General features: G+C 53.0%; 13 protein-coding genes. 6 read left to right on the top strand and 7 right to left on the bottom strand.

Features of this window, described 5'->3' with window-relative positions; all coding sequences use genetic code 11:
- Positions 1-9: 9 nt before the first annotated feature.
- The gene (mgtA, locus tag GEAM_RS06320) at positions 10-2,712 is read right to left on the bottom strand and encodes a magnesium-translocating P-type ATPase (RefSeq protein ID WP_034789628.1); all 2,703 of its coding nucleotides are present in this window, start codon (positions 2,710-2,712) and stop codon (positions 10-12) included.
- A gap of 329 nt (positions 2,713-3,041) precedes the next feature.
- Positions 3,042-3,287 (bottom strand): hypothetical protein, encoded by a 246-nt coding sequence (locus GEAM_RS22580; protein ID WP_072009872.1) that lies wholly within the window; start codon positions 3,285-3,287, stop codon positions 3,042-3,044.
- Positions 3,288-3,777: 490 nt separating this feature from the next.
- On the opposite strand from GEAM_RS22580, the gene GEAM_RS06315 reads away from it, so the two are divergent.
- The gene (locus GEAM_RS06315) at positions 3,778-4,941 is read left to right on the top strand and encodes an ABC transporter substrate-binding protein (RefSeq protein ID WP_084674061.1); all 1,164 of its coding nucleotides are present in this window, start codon (positions 3,778-3,780) and stop codon (positions 4,939-4,941) included.
- 60 nt (positions 4,942-5,001) lie between these two features.
- Here GEAM_RS06315 and GEAM_RS06310 read toward each other — a convergent pair whose 3' ends face one another.
- On the bottom strand, positions 5,002-5,679 hold the full coding sequence (locus tag GEAM_RS06310; protein WP_034789832.1) for a Rossmann-fold NAD(P)-binding domain-containing protein: 678 nt from the start codon (positions 5,677-5,679) through the stop codon (positions 5,002-5,004).
- An 87-nt stretch (positions 5,680-5,766) separates the two neighbouring features.
- Positions 5,767-6,648, bottom strand: coding sequence for a LysR family transcriptional regulator (locus GEAM_RS06305; protein ID WP_034789626.1), 882 nt, complete (start codon positions 6,646-6,648; stop codon positions 5,767-5,769).
- A 126-nt stretch (positions 6,649-6,774) separates the two neighbouring features.
- Here GEAM_RS06305 and ampC point away from each other — a divergent pair, with 126 nt between their 5' ends.
- A complete protein-coding gene (ampC, locus tag GEAM_RS06300) occupies positions 6,775-7,914 on the top strand; it encodes a class C beta-lactamase (protein WP_034789621.1) in 1,140 nt (379 codons plus the stop codon).
- Positions 7,915-7,979: 65 nt separating this feature from the next.
- Here ampC and GEAM_RS06295 read toward each other — a convergent pair whose 3' ends face one another.
- Together GEAM_RS06295 and GEAM_RS06290 are read right to left on the bottom strand one after the other, a co-directional pair.
- Positions 7,980-8,264, bottom strand: a complete 285-nt coding sequence (locus GEAM_RS06295; RefSeq protein WP_034789618.1) for a helix-turn-helix domain-containing protein — start codon at positions 8,262-8,264, stop codon at positions 7,980-7,982.
- A gap of 1 nt (position 8,265) precedes the next feature.
- The gene (locus tag GEAM_RS06290) at positions 8,266-8,664 is read right to left on the bottom strand and encodes a response regulator transcription factor (RefSeq protein WP_034789615.1); all 399 of its coding nucleotides are present in this window, start codon (positions 8,662-8,664) and stop codon (positions 8,266-8,268) included.
- Between the two features lie 576 nt (positions 8,665-9,240).
- Between GEAM_RS06290 and GEAM_RS06285 the strand changes: the two genes are divergently transcribed.
- The 4 genes from GEAM_RS06285 to GEAM_RS06270 all read left to right on the top strand — a co-directional run bounded on the left by GEAM_RS06285 (position 9,241) and on the right by GEAM_RS06270 (position 17,785).
- Positions 9,241-9,444, top strand: a complete 204-nt coding sequence (locus tag GEAM_RS06285) for a hypothetical protein (protein ID WP_128124528.1) — start codon at positions 9,241-9,243, stop codon at positions 9,442-9,444.
- A gap of 338 nt (positions 9,445-9,782) precedes the next feature.
- A complete protein-coding gene (locus GEAM_RS06280) occupies positions 9,783-13,301 on the top strand; it encodes an inverse autotransporter beta domain-containing protein (protein WP_034789609.1) in 3,519 nt (1,172 codons plus the stop codon).
- Between the two features lie 236 nt (positions 13,302-13,537).
- Positions 13,538-14,161 carry a response regulator gene (locus GEAM_RS06275; protein ID WP_034789606.1) on the top strand — a complete coding sequence of 208 codons (624 nt, stop codon included), beginning with the start codon at positions 13,538-13,540 and terminating at the stop codon, positions 14,159-14,161.
- A 21-nt stretch (positions 14,162-14,182) separates the two neighbouring features.
- Positions 14,183-17,785: a transporter substrate-binding domain-containing protein gene (locus GEAM_RS06270; protein WP_034789602.1), complete on the top strand. Its 3,603-nt coding sequence runs from the start codon at positions 14,183-14,185 to the stop codon at positions 17,783-17,785.
- Positions 17,786-17,904: 119 nt separating this feature from the next.
- Here GEAM_RS06270 and GEAM_RS23075 read toward each other — a convergent pair whose 3' ends face one another.
- Entirely contained in the window at positions 17,905-18,066 is a 162-nt protein-coding gene (locus GEAM_RS23075; RefSeq protein ID WP_154148040.1) for a hypothetical protein, read from the bottom strand.
- Positions 18,067-18,166: the final 100 nt, after the last annotated feature.

The following is an 18,166-nucleotide window of genomic DNA, read 5'->3' as shown; positions in this document are numbered from 1 at the left end:
TGCTCAATCTTAATGCCACTGTTTGAAGCGACGGATATAAATGGTTTTCATGCCCTGAGCCACACAGCAGTAGGCCAGTAAGGTGCCTGCCAGCCATGGGAAGTACTGCCATGGCAGAGCCTGCAAGCCAATCAACGGCCCCAGTGGTGAGAACGGCACATAGATACCAATCGCCATAATCAGAGTGGTCATTAACAGCACCGGCAGCGCCGCCGTGCTCTGAATAAACGGCAACTTCTGAGTACGCAGCAAATGCACCACCAGCGTCTGTGACAGCAGGCTTTCAATAAACCAGCCGGACTGGAACAGAGATTGATGGTCCGTCGTCGCGCCAAACACAAACCACATTAAGGCGAAGGTGGTCATGTCGAAAATCGACGACGTTGGACCAATCCACACCATAAAGCGGCCGATGTTTTTCGCATCCCACTTACGCGGTTTGCTCAAGAACTCCTTATCAATTTTGTCCCAAGGCAGCGCCATCTGGGAAATGTCATACATCAGGTTTAACAGCAGCAGCTGGATAGCCAACATCGGCAAGAACGGAATAAACGCACTGGCCACCAATACCGAGAACACGTTGCCGAAATTGGAGCTGGCGGTCATGTTCAGGTACTTCATGATGTTGCCGAAGGTCTCGCGCCCTTTGAGAACCCCCTCTTCCAGAACCATCAGGCTCTTTTCTAACAGGATGATATCGGCAGACTCTTTGGCGATATCCGTCCCGCTGTCGACTGAAATCCCCACGTCAGCGTCGCGCAGTGCTGGCGCATCGTTAATGCCATCGCCGAGGAAACCGACGGTGTGGCCGTTAGCTTGTAAGGCTTTGAGTACCCGTGATTTTTGCAGCGGCGTCAGCTTGGCAAACACCGTGCGCTCTTCCACCAAAATTTGCAGCGTCGCGTCATCCAGATTCTCTAATTCTGGCCCGAGTAGCGGCTCGCCCGGCTCCAGCCCGACCTGACGGCAGATGCGCGTGGTGACCACCGCGTTATCCCCGGTCAGCACTTTTACTGCCACACCAATGCTTTGCAGCGCGGCAATCGCCGGGCCCGCGGTCTCTTTCGGCGGATCGAGGAAAGTCAGGAACCCGCGAATGATCAGGTCATGCTCGTCAGCCGTGCTGTACTGAGGCTTAGTATCACCCTTTTTAATGTCACGAGTAGCCACGACCAGCACGCGGAAACCGTCTTTGTTGTAATCATTAGCCATCGCCAGCAGTTGATTGCGACGCGCCTGATCCAACTCCACCAATTTGCCGTTTTCCACCATGTGGTTAGAAATGCTCAGCATCTCTTCCACCGCGCCTTTACACACCAGCAGGTGATTAGCCATTTGGTCCTTCACCACAATCGACAGTCGACGGCGGATGAAGTCGAACGGCATCTCGTCAACCTTGCTGTACCCCTCAGGTTTGACGAAGTTCGGCTCGTTTTCGGAGAAGTAAATCACCGCCTGATCCATCAGGTTCTTAATGCCGCTCTGGTGATGGCTGTTAAGCCACGCCAGCGACAGCACCGACTCATTTTTCTGCCCGGTGGTATCAATGTGGTGCTCGAGAATGATTTTATCTTGTGTCAGGGTGCCGGTTTTGTCGGTGCAGAGCACGTCCATCGCACCTAAGTTCTGAATGGAATTCAGACGCTTAACCACCACTTTGCGCTTGGCCATGGCCACCGCGCCTTTGGCGAGGTTGGCGCTGACAATCATCGGCAGCATTTCTGGCGTCAGGCCAACGGCCACCGCCAGTGAGAACAGCAGCGCGTCCCACCACTCCCCTTTCACCAAGCCGTTAATCAAGAACACCACCGGCACCATCACCAGCATAAAGCGGATCAGCAGCCAGCTAACGCTGTTCACCCCACGGTCAAACGCGGTTTGCACGCGGGTGCCGACAATAGCTTTAGCCAGAGAACCGAAATAGGTTTTTGAGCCGGTCGCCACCACCACCGCCTGCGCCGTGCCGCTGACCACGTTGGTGCCCATAAAGCAGATGTTCGGCATGTCCAGCAGGTTGTCATTGTCCATTGCCACTTCGCTGGCTGACTTCTGCGCCACGTCGCCCAGCGTGTCGTATTTCTCAACCGGCAAGGCTTCGCCGGTTAACACCGCCTGACTGATAAACAGGTCGCGAGACTCAATCAACCGCACGTCGGCTGGGATCATGTCCCCGGCGTAAAGCTGGACGATGTCACCCACCACCAGCTCGCGCATTGGGATTTCACACAACTTGCCCGGCTTGCTGACGCTGTCGCGACGCAGCACGGTGGCGGTGGTGCGCACCATCGCCTTCAGCGCTTCGGCGGCTTTGGCTGAGCGATGCTCCTGCCAAAAACGCAGCAAACCGCTGAGTCCCACCATGGTGCCGATAATGATCACCGTGGTTAAATCCCCTTCATCGCCACTGTGGGTCGGCAGCCAGTAGTCGGTGAAGAAACTGATGCTGGCCAGAGCCAACAGGATGTAGATAAACGGGTTGTTGAACGCCTTGATCAACTGCACTAACGCGTGAGGTGGCTTGTCGTGCGCCACTTCGTTATAGCCCTCTTTCTCCAGCCGCGACGCCGCGTTGGAGTGCAGCAGCCCCTCTTTGGTGGCTCCCATATTAATCAGCGTGGTTGCCACGCCGTTTTTGGCTTCCTGAGCGGCACGCATTGACAGCGCGTTGGCCTTCGGATTTTTTTTATCCCGGGTTTTGTGTTCTACAGTCATGGTAGTGCTCCTGTCGCCAAACCACAGGGAACGATTCTCGACATCAGCCAATTTGCAGGCAGCCGGAAATAGTCCGCATCGTTTAAGCGATCGGTTTTTAATTAATTTTGCGCAAGCGTTCCCGCCATTCAATTAATGAACGGAGTAAAACATTTTGGTTTTATTTATTTACGCATAGCTTCGCCGGCCTGAATATTTAAATAGATTCAGGCAATCAAAAAACACGCAAATAATAACTGATGGCACCTCGGTGGCGGATTGCTTGACGCGTTAAGCCTTAATCCACTTAGGGATTAACGCCACGACGCCGCACACCGCCAAGGGTGAGATCAGGCAGAGAAGGTCCGACTTTGTGGGTCTTCGGTATCAGAAAAGGTGCAACGTTGCTCCAGCTGGCCAGTGACAGGACTGACACGCCAGTTAGTAACACGTTGATTCAATTCATTGATTTTAATTGAAAAAATCGAATTAGAATGTTTTTTGCGCGCAGCCACAGTCCGATCGCGGGACGGGCGAACACGCAAAGTCGATGTCAGTGCTTTGACATCAGGAAAAAGGGTCATTTTGAAGTTCATAACACACCTCGGGACCGTGATACTTCAGGTTGAGGTGCTAAGACACAAGAGACTAAGCTCTGGCGAGGCACACCCGAACGATGAAATGATCACAATCAATTTCATGTTTATTATTCCGAACCGCTAAGAAAGCGTCATTCGGCAAGTGACTAGATACAGTGTCCATTATTCTCTTATGTTAAGTTAGGAAAGGCCGCAACTTCCGGCCCGTGCAATCTACCCATGAGCCTTAATATTGTCAACCCGCAAAGTAATAATAAATATGTTTGTTTATATTCTGGTGATATTCGCGGGCTAATTGTGGGAAAACATTAAACTCAAATAGAAAGGTTATTACATTACATTTGACTCAGATGATTATTAGCCACGGCGATTTCACCCCGCGCGCTCTCCTTTCCAACTCGTTTACCTGCCGTTTAAGCCCGAGTGCATAGTGTAATGATTCTCTCTGTGAGAAACATTATCATTAATAATAACAGGTGTTTACCCTATGCTTTTTAACTCTAGCACTCTGCGAGGCGGCAAAGCCTTGCTCTCGACCCTCGCCGCAGCTTGTCTTTTGTTACCCGCGCTTGCCGCAGCCACCACTTACCCATTGACTATTACCGACATGGATAACCGCAAGGTCACCATCGAGAAAGAGCCGCAGCGCATTATCTTGCAGGATGGCAGGGATATTCTGGCGCTGGCGCTGCTCGACCGCGATGACCCTTTCCATCGCGTCGTGGCGTGGAACAACCTGCCGAAGAAGCAGGATTCCGGCACCTGGAACCTGCTGCGCGGCAAATGGCCGGAAGCAGAAAAGATTCTGGATATGGGCTTCTCCGATCAGGGGAATATTGAACTGGAATCAGTGATCGCTCGCCAGCCTGATTTGATGATTGCCCAACTGCGCGCCAAGCCTTCTCTAACCCAGCTTGGTGCTATCGCCAAACTTGAGAAGCTGCATATTCCGGTTATTTTTGTCGATTACGAACTGCACCCGCTGCAAAACACCATGCCGAGCATCACCCTGTTAGGCAAAGTGTTGAATCAGGAGCAGCACGCCAAAGAGTACACAGACTACTATGCGCAGCATCTGGCGGAGATGCAAAAAGCCACGGCGGCGGTGAACCCGAAACCACGAGTATTTATTGAGCCTATCGCCGGGGTTGGCGGTGCGGACGATGCCTGCTGCTTCACCCACTCGCACAATGGCTGGGGCGGATTAGTCGAAGCCACTGGCGCGGTGAATATTGGTTCCGGCCTGTTGCCGGGGGCGACGGGGTATATTCCGGTTGAGAAAGTGATCAGCGAAAAGCCTGACTTCTACCTGATGACCGGCTCGAAGCGCGGCGGCAAAACCAACTCGGTGATCCCGTTTGGCTACGGCGCGAATCTGGCCGATGTGACGAGCCAGTTCGACACCCTGCTGTCACGCACCGGCATCAAGCAGATCCCGGCGGTGCAGGCCGGACACGTGGCGGGGCTGTATCACCACTTCTATAACCATCCGTATAACATCATCGGCATGGAAATTTTGAGTAAGACCTTCTATCCGACCCAGCTCAGCAAGCTGGACCCGGACCACGACTACCATGAAATCATCACTCGCTTCACCCATCTGCCGGACGACAGCATTATTCTGTCTTATCACCCCGGCCAGACTCACTGATTAGCGTTATCTATTGCGCGGGTTGCGGCCCGCGCAGTTTCCAGCATTTAACACCGCACATTAGCGCGGAGCCTTGGCCAAGGCGTTAATCTGTTTGGCTTCAATAATAAAACGCCCTTTAGCTCCCCGCGCCGCATTGAGCATGGCTCTCCCCAGACTCTCCGTGGTGACCAAACGTTGCGGGAATAACTGGCGTAACAGTGCCAGCACCGGCTTGCTCCAGCGATAAAACACCCGATAGCTGGCAGTTTTCGACTCAATGCCGTGCAGAGGCACAATCAGCCCCGGCCTGAACAGGTAAACTGAGGCGAGCGGCAATTTCTGCAAATCATTCTCCGTTTTGCCCTTCACCCGCGCCCACATCACCCGCCCCTTCTCACTGCTGTCAGTACCGGTCCCCGAGACATAGGTAAAGGTCAGATTTGGTGAATGCTGCGCCAGCTTTTTGGCGATACCCAGCGTCAGATCATAAGTCTGGCGGCGATACTGCACTTCGCTCAAGCCCGACGAGGAGATGCCGAGGCAGAAGAAGCAGGCATCGAAGCCCTGCCATTCGGCCTCATCTAAGGTTTCAGGTTGCAGCAGGTCTGGTAGCACCAGTTGGCGCAGCTTGGGATGGGTCTCTTTTAAGCTGCTGCGCCCGACGGTGGTCACTTGCTCGACATCTTCCGCCAGCAGGCATTCGCGCAATACGCCCTGCCCGACCATGCCAGAAGCTCCAAAGATGATAATTTTCATTGCGCGATGTTCCTTGATGTCGCCGATATGGCGATGATAGCCCAGCATACTGAGATCCGGGTGACGTTGTGAGTGGCTAATCGTGGCTTAGCCAGCCGCCACCTGCTGTATCAGCCAGTTCTCAAAGCTTTTTATTGCCGGCGTTTTGGCGCGCGATTTCAGCTGCGTCAGCCAATAGCTGCCAAGATCCACTTCTATTGGGAACGGCTGGACCAGTTGACCGCTCTGCACTTCGCGGCTAAACATATTGGCCGGCACCAGCACCGCGCCGCCGCACTGAATGGCGCTTTCAACCATCAGGCGCGAAGAGTCAAACACCGGGCCGCCAATGCGCCACGGCGTGATTTGCGCGGCGCTCAGCCACTGGTCCCACTCATCCTTGCGATAAGTGCGCATCAGCGGGTGGCGCTTTAGATCTTCCGGCGTCTGCAACTGGCGGCCAATGTCTGGCGTACAGAGCACGGTCAGCGGCGCGTCGAGCAACTTGAGATTTTGGGTCATCGGCCACTGGCCATTGCCGAAGCGAATGGCTAAATCCATGCCGTCCGAGGCCAGATTCACCACGTTATTGTTGGTTAGAATGCGCAAATCAATAAAAGGATGAGCGGCGCGGAAAGAGGCCAGCCGGGGCATCAACCAGCCGACGGCAAAGGTGCCCACCACCGCCACGGTGAGCACTTCGTGAAAATGACCGTCTTCAAACTGGTGTAGCACCGCGCTGATGCGCTCAAAGGCGTCATTTAAAACCGGGAACAGCGCCTGACCTTCTTCGGTCAAATCCAGCCCGCGCGGCAGGCGTCGAAATAGCACAATGCCCAGCTGCTCTTCGAGGGTTCTGACCTGCTGGCTGATGGCGGCCTGAGTAACACAGAGTTCCAACCCGGCACGGGTGAAACTTAAATGGCGGGCTGAAGACTCGAAGGCCCGTAAAGCGTTTAATGGCAGTCTGTTGCGTAAGGCGTGTGACATAAGTTTTCCTTTAGGCTCCCTGAAATTCTTGTCGCTTGTGAGAAGATGGCGAATGGTTAAAACTTATTCGCGGCATCAAACGATTCGTCTAAATCCTTTTACTTTTTCAATACCCGAGAATTCACTATGAAAAAAAACCAGATGTTAGTTCTGGCTCTGTTCCCTCTGACGCTATTAAGCGCATCAGTACACGCAGCCACCGACAAAGCCGAGATCGATAAAATAATCCAGCCCTTAATGCAGAAATACCATGTGCCGGGCATGACCATAGCCGTCTCTGAAAACGGCAAGCACACATTCTACAACTATGGCGTGGCATCGAAACAGACCAAAGCCCCAATAACCAACACCACGCTGTTCGAAATTGGCTCGCTGAGCAAAACCTTCACCGCTACGCTGGCGGCCTATGCCAGCAATCAGGGCAAAATAGACTTTAAAGATCCCGCCAGTAAATACCTGCCGTCGCTGAAGGGTTCGGCCTTCGACCATGTCAGCTTGCTCAATCTGGCGACTCACACCTCGGGCCTGCCGCTGTTCGTGCCGGACGACGTGACCAATAACACCCAGTTGATGACCTATTACAAAAACTGGCAGCCAAAACACCCTATTGGCACTTACCGGGTCTATTCCAACTTGGGTATCGGCATGCTGGGGATGATCACCGCGCAGAGTCTGGATATTAAATTCAGCGACGCAATGGAAAAACAGCTGCTGCCCGCGGTGGGCATGACCCGTACCTATGTCAACGTGCCTGAAGATCAGATGCATGACTATGCGCAAGGTTATAATAAAGACGATAAACCGGTTCGCGTGAATCCCGGCCCGCTGGATGCCGAATCTTACGGCTTGAAATCCAACTCGCTGGATTTGATTCGCTACCTTGATGCCAACATGCAAGTGAAGAAAATCGACGACACGTGGCAGAAAGCCATTAACGACACCCACACCGGTTACTTCAAAGCTGGCGTGTTCACCCAAGATATGATGTGGGAAAACTACGCCTATCCGCCTGAACTTAAACAACTGGTGACCGGCAACGCGGCGGGAATGATTCTGGACGGCATGCCAACCACCGCCATCACGCCGCCAAAACCGGGCACGCCGGAGAACTGGTATAACAAAACCGGCTCCACCGGCGGGTTCTCCACTTACGCGGTGTTTATCCCGTCGCGTAAAATTGCCGTCGTGATGCTGGCAAACAAATGGTTCCCGAACGATGACCGGGTCAATGCGACTTACAACATCATTCAAACGCTGGATAAATAAGCTGGACTGAGAGAGCGCGGCGAGTGCCGCGCTCATAAGATAGTAGGTACTTTGCCTCTAGCCAATTAAGAGTGGCGCTTCCCCGCCGTTCGCTTGCAAAAAAGAATAGCATCAGCAGACCTTGAATATGCATTGGCCTCTTTTTTTATATTTATCAACATCTTTTGTAGATACAGACGGTTTTCAACGCCAAGTTTTTTTTCGATATTATTGACGTGCTGACTGACAGTTTTGACACTGATCGACAGATTATCGGCGATTTGCATCGGCACAATGCCGTCGGCCAACATGCGCATAACACACCATTCCCGCGCCGTTAATTTGGCAAATCTGTTTGAGGGTATCGCCATATTAATGTGCCATGTCAAAGCAGGTCAGGCTGTCTTTCCATGGTGAGAATACGCAGGAAGCCAGTTCGTGCATACTGTCGGTTTTATAAACGATCTCTTTCTGGCCGGTGACGGAAATTAATAATTTCACGGCGTCTTCATTAGCAACTTGGGTGTAAATCACCAATTTGCTACGCGGCCATTTAGATGAGAATGAACGGACAAATTCAATGCATTCGAACACATCATCATCGCGGCTGAATAACTCCATAACCACCACGTCGATTTCATTGCTTCGAAGATTAACAGTCAGATCACTGATATTGGATGCGGCCATCACGTTAATCCCTTTGGAATTAAAGTAAACAGAAAGGCCATATTTAATATAGGTATCGGCGTCCATCATTGCGATATTAAGCATATCTATTCTCCTGATAAAAAAAATGCCACAGTATCGTGGCAAATATTCCCTGGTGTGGAACAGAAAGCGTTGCCAAATAAAGCGCGGTTAACCCTCTATCGGGTTGCGCAGACCGCCGACCGAGCATCTGGGGATGAGGTATTAATCGGTCAGCATGGAACCATTAAACGAGTTATTGCGAGGGATAATAATCAGCGAAATCATCATGAGCTGTAGGAAATGGATGACAAGACTACGGCACTCATTCGACATGAGTCCGTGATGGGAATGGCTAATATAAACGTACTAACAACGAAACAGATTATCTTAAAAGTTATTACAGAAAAACTCCTATTTTCTATTTCATTCTGACTACACACCCCGTAGTCCAGCGCCTACGCCGCCTGACGAATTGGCTGATTCTTCCTTTTGTTTATAAAATGTTTAATAAGAAAAATCTTGATGAAATATCGACAAATGTCATTCCGCAGATTTTTTATTTGGTCATTTTTTTACTTTAAGGTTAAAAGGACCCAGCCTGTCCGTTGAGTGACCGCTTATTCTTTTTAATCCTCTAATTCAATATGAGTGATGATTATGAATGCGCCATCAACACCTAGAATGAAACGCCAGACGGCTATTGTCGGTTGGCTGACCATTTTCACTCAGGCCGCCCTCCACCGCGCTGGTAAAGATACCATTGGCAACCCGGTACCGAATTTCAACGTCAGTTCAGAATCCCGTTTTTACATGGCGAATGCTCTATCTCTCGACATAAATAAAAACCTACCTTTTTTTTAAAATAAAACCCTTTTTTCTCCAAAAATCAACCTGACAACCAAACTCATAAATAACAATAAGTTAAATACTCCCCATAAATTTAACCCCTCCATTACATCACGACTACATCTCAACAAGAATTCTCCTACAGAAGATACTCAGCCCCCTGATTGAGCCGGTAATCGAAAAATCGTTCAATACGCTTCAGTCAGAAAAAGAGCTAATTAGCCCCTATTTAACCTGACACTTCACACGTTAATTCCTGCTATTTCACTGTGTGAAATTAAAAGAAACGGACTTCGAGACTGAATGAATTCTTTCCTCTTTTAATTTTCATGAGTTTTATAAGAGTATTGATTATGAAAATTCCACCTGTGCCAGTAATCAAGCGTCCAACCGCCATTATTGGTTGGCTGACGATTGTTACTCAGGCCGCTTTACCGCTAAGTCTGGCCTATTCTCCTCTGGTCAAAGCCGCGCAAACGCCAGAAGCTTCGGCACTCAAATGGTATCAATCGGCCGACCAGCAATCGCAGCAACCCTTCGCTGACTCTGCGGACACGCTGGCGGACATTGGCTCTGCCTTGTCGCAAGATAATTCTACCAATGCCGTGTCAGGTATGGCGCGCTCTGCGGCAACTGGCGCACTGAACAACTCGGTTGAACAGTGGCTTAGCCAGTTCGGTACCGCGCGGGTGCAGCTTAACGTTGATGAGAAGTTTAGAGCTAACGGCAGTGAGGCTGACCTGCTGGTGCCACTGTATGAGCGTGAGGAACTGCTGCTCTTCACCCAACTGGGCTTCCGCCATAAAGACTCTCGCAACACCGGTAACCTCGGTGTGGGCGCGCGCTACTTTGCTGGCGACTGGATGCTCGGCCTGAACACCTTCCTTGATAATGACTTCAGTGGCAAAAACCGACGTATGGGTGTCGGCGTTGAAGCTTGGCGTGATTACCTGAAACTCTCCGCCAACAGCTATCTGCGCCTGACAGACTGGCATCAGTCCCGTGATTTCTCCGACTACGACGAGCGCCCTGCAAATGGTTATGACCTGCGTGCTGAAGGCTGGTTACCGGCTTTCCCGCAGCTCGGTGCCAAAGTGATGTTCGAGAAATATCAGGGGAATGAGGTGGCGCTGTTTGGCAAAGATAATCGCCAGCAAAATCCTTGGGCCTTTACCGGCGGCATTAACTACACGCCGGTACCATTAGTCACCGTGGGTGCACAACACCGCGCAGGCAAAGATGGCAACAGCGATTCTCAGCTATCCCTTGAGCTTAACTACCGTCTGGGCGAGCCTTGGAATAAACAGATCGATCCTAACTTGGTCGGCGCATCGCGTACCCTCAACGGCACCCGATACGACTTGGTTGAACGTAATAACAGCATCGTGCTGGACTATCGCAAGCAGGATACCGTGACGCTGGTTCTGCCTGAAAAATCTTCAGGTAAAGGCCATGACACCCTGCCTATCATCTTCAGCGTGAAAACCAAAAGCCCGCTGCAACGCATCGACTGGGATGCAACAACTCTGGTTGCAGCTGGTGGGACTATCACTCAGGTCGGCAATGACCGCCTGAACGTGGTATTACCGGCATATCAGGCTGGCCGCGACAACCTTTACCACTTCGCAGGCGTCGCTTATGACGTGAACGGCAACAGCGGCAGCGCCACGGCGCAAATTCAGGTTGAAGTCGGCGATGTTAGCGCCAATACCACCAAAGTCAGCGCAACCCCAACCACCCTTCTTGCCGATGGCAAAAGCACCTCTACGCTGAAAGTTGAACTGTTCGATGATGCGTCTAACCCGGTTGGCGGCATGACCAAATCCCTGTCAGCCAGCCTTGATGAGACGGCTTTTGCAGGTAAATCCATGGGGATTAATAGTGCAGAAGCTCCAATACCGGCGAAATTGAGCGCGTTTGAAGAAGTGTCTCCGGGCATCTATCAGGCAACCCTCACCGCGAGCAACCGCGCAGGCAGCGTTCTCATCACTCCGCGCTTTAACGATGTCGCCCTGCCTGGGATAACCATTGAGCAAAACGCCGATGACGCGTCAGGCCACATTGATGCTGGCGCCCTGCTGGCCGTGGTTGACAATAGCGTGGCGGACAATAAGACAGAGAACCAAGTTGGTGTCACCATCACCGATGCGGTCGGCAACCCACTGAGCAACATGGGCGTGAACTTCAGCCTGTCCGGCGCAGCCACGGTAGCACCAGGTTCATCACTGAACGTCACCACCGACAATCAGGGGCAGGCAAAAATTGGCGTGATTGATAAAACGGCGGAAGAAGTGACCGTGACGGCCAAGCTGGCAAACGGCAACTCGGCAACCGTGGTCATCCACTTCATGCCAGATAGCGCGACAGCGGATATGCAAAAAGATGGCGTTACCGTCGATAAGCAGATGCTGATCGCCAACAATGCTGATAAAGCGACTTATAGCGCGGTAGTGAAAGACGCTAATGGTAATGGCGTGCCGAACTTCACCGTTAATTGGGGTACTAATCTCGGCACGCTATCTGGCAGTACCAGCAACACCAATGCTGACGGCGTAGCAACTGTCACGCTGAACAGCACCAGCGAAGGCAGCGCGCAGGTTACGGCTCAGGCGGGCAAATCAGGCTCTATCAATGCGCCAATGGTGCAGTTCAATGCTGATACGGGCAGTGCGGCTATCGGCAGCGATGGTCTGAAAGTCGACAAAACTACCCTGCTTGCCAACGATACCGAGATGGCGACCTACACCGCCACGGTGAAAGATGCCAATGGCAACGTGGTGCCAAACCTAAATGTTGAGTGGAAAACAAATCTGGGTGAATTATCAGCAGCGACCAGCGCCACCAATAGCCAAGGTGTCGCCACCATTACGCTGAAAGGCAAAGTGGCGGGCGAAGCACAGGTAACGGCGGCGGTGAATGGCGGAGCGGCAATCAACGCTGATAAAGTGACCTTCACGGCCGATCCTTCCTCTGCGGTCATCGGCAGCGGCGATCTCAGCGTGACACCAACCACCATCACGGCGAATGGCACGGATAAAGCGACCTTCACGGCAATTGTCAAAGATGCCAACGGTAACCCGGTACCAGACGCCGATGTTACTTGGACGACTGACGCGGGAACCCTTTCTGCCACCAGTGGGAAATCAGATGCTAATGGCGCTTCCACGGTCACTTTAACCGGCACCAAAACTGGCACGGCGCAGGTATCGGCAACGGTCAACGGCAAAGTGGTTAACGCCACGCCAGTGACCTTAATTGCGGACGTTGCTACGGCAAAAATTGAATCCTTAACCTCTGACTTGCCCGCCATTGTGGGTACAGGCAGTCAGTCCACGCTGGTTACTCTGGTGCTGAAAGATGCCAATGGCAACGTGGTAGCAGATCAAGAGGTTAACTGGGGCACTACCCTGAGCTCAGTCAGTAACGCGTCGAGTAAAACGAACAGCCAAGGTGTGGCAACCACCACGTTGCAGGCCATTCAGTACACCGAGAAACGTAACGGTACCGCTACGGTCACTGCAACCACGGCACACGACAGCAAAACCACCGATGTTACTATCACCACGGTGATGTCCGTCGGCGGCACCTTCTACTGGACAATGAACGTAGCGCACCCAACCTCTGACAAGTCGACCGCAGCCGGTTTCTGTTCAACTAATGGCGGGGGTCGCCTGTTCGTTGAGTCCGATGTCGCGACCTTTGTTAACAACGGCGGCGACTTCCGCAGCAAGAGTGTTTCCGGTGAATACAACAATGACTGGTACCGTCTGGCAGATAACTGGGATACCCGTCGCGCAGACCTTTATGGCAACGGCAGTTCTCTCGGCAATATCGAAGATGGCGAAGGTGAACATTACATTTGCGTCAAATAATCTGAATAGACGTCTTATTAAATAAAATCCACGGGATTCTGCTAGCAGAATCCCGTTTTTTATTCCTTTCCCTGCCGGTAGCATCAGTCAAATCATCACCCTATGTAAGAACTGGACTACAAAGGCGAATTCACCTTGTTATAGACGGGGTGGCTATTTAAGATACGAATAATCTTACAGCCATCTACTCTTATTCTTAGAGAATGCGCCAGTATCTACCTTACGTTGGAATAATAATGAGTCGATTTCTTATCGTTGATGACCATCCACTGGCACGGACCGCAATACGCTTTTTGCTGGAAAATAATGGTCACGAAGTGGTAGCCGAAACCGCCGATGGGCAGGAAGTGTTTGGGTTGATGACTGAGTTAGAGCCGGACATGTTAATTATTGATATTGATATAAATAATATGGACGGGCTGGAAGTTATCGAAAACTTAAGAACCCAGCGCAACCACACGCCAGCCATAGTGATGAGCGGCAAAAATGCCGATTACTACGCCCTGCGCAGCGCGAAAAGTGGTGCCAATGGCTTTATCAGTAAGAAAAATAATCTGTCAGATTTAAATATTGCCATCGAAGCCGTGCGCAATGGTTACGGATATTTCCCGCTAAAGAGCCACAGCACAGCATTATTAGAAGAAACCACCAGCGATGCCGAGCGAATTAAAACCCTTTCTGCGCGCGAATTTCAGGTTCTGCAATATTTAGCGCAGGGTATGGAAGTGATCACCATTGCCACTAGAATGAAAATTAGCAATAAAACCATCAGCACCTATAAAAGCCGGTTAATGGACAAGCTGGGGCTGAAAACACGGACGGAGTTACTCGACTTTGTCAGACGTAATCAGATTTCATGACCCAGTGACAGGCCCAAAGTAATGCTAAAAGTGCTTTTTGTTTTACTGCTGACGTTATCCATGTCGGTGCTGGCCGCCGCGCCTCCCCAGCAACTGATGATTTATAGCCGCCAACCACAGCCTGAATTGAAGTTCCAGCTCTCCGACGCCGACTGGCGTTGGCTAGGCATCAAGAAAGAGCTGACGGTCGCCACCTGGGAGCCGCAAAACCAGCCGATGGATATCGTGGTGGCTCCGGCCACCTTTGAAGGTATCTCCGCCGATTACTTGCAAATCGTCAGTCGCCAGCTCGGCGTACAGCCTCGCCCAGTGCGCTTTAACAGCCGCGCCGAGGCGCTGATGGCGGTCGAGTCGGGTCAGGTGGATATGATGATTGACGACCACGGCTCGCCGGATATCGACCTAAAGCGCTTTGCCGCCAGCGTCTCCTATTTGCCTAATCATCCCGCGCTGGTGACCAAAGAGGTCAACGGCATGGACAAGCCCGCGCCGGGGAAGCCTTTCAGTCTAGTGGTCGCCAAAGATTATCTGTCTGATGCTCAAATCAAAAAACTCTATCCCGACGCGCTGATCACTCGCTTCCCCTCCAGCCAAAGTGCCATTTCCGCGCTGGCCTATCGCCATTACGACTACCTGCTCGGCAACATGGCCAACGTCAGTTTCTTTATCGACCGCAACTACAGTAACAGCCTGTCGGTGGTCTCCGTCTCCCCCGCTCTCGACGCCGGGGCGCGCTTTGTGATGCGCAAAGACAACGCCGCGCTATTGCGCGCGGTGAACAGCGTGCTGGCCGCCGTCACCCCGCTGCAACAGGACGCCATCATCAACTCATGGTTCCTTGGCCCGGACTTCTTCTTCCTGCACCAACCGGTGAAAATGACGCCCCACGAGCAGCAGTGGATCAAAGAAAATCCGGTCATTAAGGTGATTGCCAATCCGTTCTATGCGCCGGTCAGCCTGCGCGACGCTAATGGCAGCTTCCACGGCATCAGCATGGACCTGCTGCACTTGATTTCCCTGCGCACCGGCATTCATTTCGAAATGATCCCCGAGGGCGATGTCAGCAATATGGCCGACGATTTGGTCAACCATAAAGGCGATATGATTGCCGCCCTGAGCCAGAGTACGCAGCGCGAAGACAAGATGACCTTTACCCGCCCGTTCCTGTTCGCGCCTTTTGTTCTGGTGGTGCGCAATGACGACAAAGCACCAACCGAGCTTGGCGGCAAGATGCGCGTGGCGGTGGTCGAAGGTAATCAGATCCAACAAAAATATGCCGAGCTGTACCCGGAAGTGGTGTGGATCCCCGTGGCCAATGCCACTCTCGCCATGAAACTGGTGGAAGAAAAACGTGCCGACGCCGCGATTCATATCCAAACCGGCGCCAGCTTTATGATTGATCGCTACTTTTCCGGTCGGCTAAAAATCGCCGCCCGCGTGGGCGACCAGACGGCGACCGTCAGCTTCGGCGTGCGCAAAGACCAGCGCGAGCTAGAAAGCATTCTCAACAAGACGCTGGCCGACATTCCGCCGCGCGCCTACGCCAAAATCTTCAACAAGTGGCAAGGCAGCCCGGAAGTGCCGCTGGAAACCTGGAAGCTCTACAGCACCCAATATTATTTGATGTTCGGGCTGGCGGGCATATTGGTCGCCAGTACCCTGATTTGGGCCTTCTGGCTGCGCCGGGCGATGAAAGTGAAGCAAAAGGCGCAGGCCGCGCTGCTGCTCCAACTTAACTTCCGCGACACCCTGCTGAACGGCTCGCCGACGCCCATTTACGTGGTCAACCGCCATGGTGAGGTGATAAGTCACAACCACGCCTATGACCAGTTTTTTGCGCAAGTAGCACCCGAACATATGGCGCTGCCGCTGTTTGACCAGCGCCACCCGCTGTCGCCGCTACTGCCCGCGCTCAAGCCGTTACTGTTCCAGCGTCAACACGAAGAGCAAGGTCACGAATACCATCAGCGCGCCACGCTGTTTAATGGCGAGGAAGATCGCATCGTCGCCCACTGGACCACGGTGTTAAACGACCATAAAGGGGCGATTGACGGGCTTATCTGCGGCTGGCAGGACATTACCGATTACGAAAACCTGCTGGTTGAGGTATCCGCCGAAAAAGATAATGCCCAGCAGGCCAATAAAGCGAAAAGCACCTTCCTCGCCACCATGAGCCATGAAATTCGTACCCCGGTCAGCGCGATTATCGGCCTGCTCGAACTGGCGGAGAACAGCCGCCACGCCGACACGCCGGACGGCGAGGCTCTGCAACTGGCCTACACCTCAGCCCAGTCGCTGATTGAGTTAGTGGGCGACGTGCTGGATCTGGCGAAGATTGAGTCCGGCAACCTTGAGTTGTCGCCGCAGTGGGTGTCGCCAGTGCAAACCTGCTCCTCGGTGGTCCATATCTTTGAAGGCTTGGCCCAGCAGAAAGGGCTGAAACTCAGCTGGGACAACAGCCTGACCCAAGATCTGGAAGTCTGGCTAGACCCGCAGCGCCTGAAACAGGTGCTGTACAACTACCTGAGCAACGCACTGAAATTCACCACCCGAGGCACGGTGGGCATTGAGCTGTCCGGCTCGCTGAGTGCAGAAGACCGCCTGCAAATGCAGGTGGTGGTTCACGACACAGGGATTGGCATCAGCGATGATGATCAGCAGAAGCTGTTTGTGCCGTTTAAGCAGCTCGACGCGGGCAAAAAGCAGACCGGCACCGGGCTTGGCTTGGTGATCAGCGCCGAGTTAATCCAGTTGATGAGCGGCATCTGCCGGTTCGACAGCCAGCCGGGTCAAGGTACGCGGGTGATCCTCACCTTCGACCTCCCTGCCCGTCAGGCCCTGCATTCGCCGGTGGTGACCGAGGATGGCCTGCGCATCACGCCGCGCTCGCTGGATATTCTGATTGCCGATGACCACCCGACCAACCGCCTGCTGTTGCGCCGTCAGTTGACGTCGCTGGGGCATCGGGTGATCGAGGCGGTGAATGGCGAGCAGGCGCTGCGCCTGTGGCAGGAGCATCACGTGGATCTGGTGATAACCGATTGCCATATGCCGGTAATGGACGGGCTGGCGCTCACGCGGGCCATTCGCCAAAACGGTCAACCGGCGGTGATTTGGGGGCTGACGGCCAACGCCCAAGCCGCCGAGCGCAAAGCCAGTCTCGACGTCGGCATGAACGAGTGCTTCTTCAAGCCGCTGCGCATGAAGCAGCTCAACGCGGCGCTGCACCAGTTGGCGTCGGTGATCTCCACGCCGCCGCCACTGGAAACCCTGATTGACCTGCCAAGTTTACGGGCGCTGGCGATGAGAGATGACGCCCTGCTCCGCCAGATGCTGGAGCAGACGCGGGATGAAAACCGCCGCGACGTGGCAGCAGCGACCGCCGCGCTGGAGAATGAGGAGTGGCAGACTTTCGCCGAGGCATTGCACAAGATCAGCGGCGCGGCGCAGATAGTTGGGGCCGAGCAGATTGAGGAGATGGCTAGCATGATGGAGGATCAAACCTTTGGTAATCCGGACGCTGAGGCGCTGAATACCGACTTCCGCCAGCTGTGTGCCGATATTCTAGAGCTCGACCAAGCCATTCGCCTGTGGCTTATCGCCAATGACGGCCAGCAAAGCTAAAAACTGACTCACCGCCGGTGCCGTCTCCCCTCGTCTGGTCGCAACCCCCTGCGACCAGACGCTCTCTTCTAGAGTAAGGCATCACCGATGGCAGTTCAGTTAGCCTTCAAAAGCAAAATCTAGAGCAACATCGCCAAAAAGGAGCCAAAAATCGCCAATAAGCTGGCGAAAACGGCCTGAGCGCCGCGTAACAGCGCGGCGAAGATCACCAAGCCAATGGAAGCTAAAGAAACCAAAACCCGCGACGGGTTTTCAATGAGATAAGCCAAAAACACGTCCATTGCCGATCTATCCTGAGCGTGATGTTTCAAAATGTTGCAGGAGCTTAGCACGTCTTCTGCTAAGTTGGTTTTGCTCTTTACAGGACATTACCTTTGGCTG

It is taken from the genome of Ewingella americana ATCC 33852 (assembly GCF_000735345.1).
Lineage (GTDB): Bacteria > Pseudomonadota > Gammaproteobacteria > Enterobacterales > Enterobacteriaceae > Ewingella > Ewingella americana.
Note: the sequence above shows the minus strand (reverse complement) of the source record. Positions and strands in the feature narration are given on the sequence as shown.

What these genes read in the sequence shown, in the direction of transcription:
- GEAM_RS06270 (WP_034789602.1), top strand. Translation starts at nt 14,183, where the DNA reads ATGCTAAAAGTGCTTTTTGTTTTACTGCTGACGTTATCCATGTCGGTG.
- GEAM_RS06290 (WP_034789615.1), bottom strand. Translation starts at nt 8,664, where the DNA reads ATGCTTAATATCGCAATGATGGACGCCGATACCTATATTAAATATGGC.
- ampC (WP_034789621.1), top strand. Translation starts at nt 6,775, where the DNA reads ATGAAAAAAAACCAGATGTTAGTTCTGGCTCTGTTCCCTCTGACGCTA.
- GEAM_RS23075 (WP_154148040.1), bottom strand. Translation starts at nt 18,066, where the DNA reads ATGGACGTGTTTTTGGCTTATCTCATTGAAAACCCGTCGCGGGTTTTG.
- GEAM_RS06310 (WP_034789832.1), bottom strand. Translation starts at nt 5,679, where the DNA reads ATGAAAATTATCATCTTTGGAGCTTCTGGCATGGTCGGGCAGGGCGTA.
- mgtA (WP_034789628.1), bottom strand. Translation starts at nt 2,712, where the DNA reads ATGACTGTAGAACACAAAACCCGGGATAAAAAAAATCCGAAGGCCAAC.
- GEAM_RS06305 (WP_034789626.1), bottom strand. Translation starts at nt 6,648, where the DNA reads ATGTCACACGCCTTACGCAACAGACTGCCATTAAACGCTTTACGGGCC.
- GEAM_RS06295 (WP_034789618.1), bottom strand. Translation starts at nt 8,264, where the DNA reads ATGGCGATACCCTCAAACAGATTTGCCAAATTAACGGCGCGGGAATGG.
- GEAM_RS06285 (WP_128124528.1), top strand. Translation starts at nt 9,241, where the DNA reads ATGAATGCGCCATCAACACCTAGAATGAAACGCCAGACGGCTATTGTC.
- GEAM_RS06275 (WP_034789606.1), top strand. Translation starts at nt 13,538, where the DNA reads ATGAGTCGATTTCTTATCGTTGATGACCATCCACTGGCACGGACCGCA.
- GEAM_RS06315 (WP_084674061.1), top strand. Translation starts at nt 3,778, where the DNA reads ATGCTTTTTAACTCTAGCACTCTGCGAGGCGGCAAAGCCTTGCTCTCG.
- GEAM_RS06280 (WP_034789609.1), top strand. Translation starts at nt 9,783, where the DNA reads ATGAAAATTCCACCTGTGCCAGTAATCAAGCGTCCAACCGCCATTATT.
- GEAM_RS22580 (WP_072009872.1), bottom strand. Translation starts at nt 3,287, where the DNA reads ATGAACTTCAAAATGACCCTTTTTCCTGATGTCAAAGCACTGACATCG.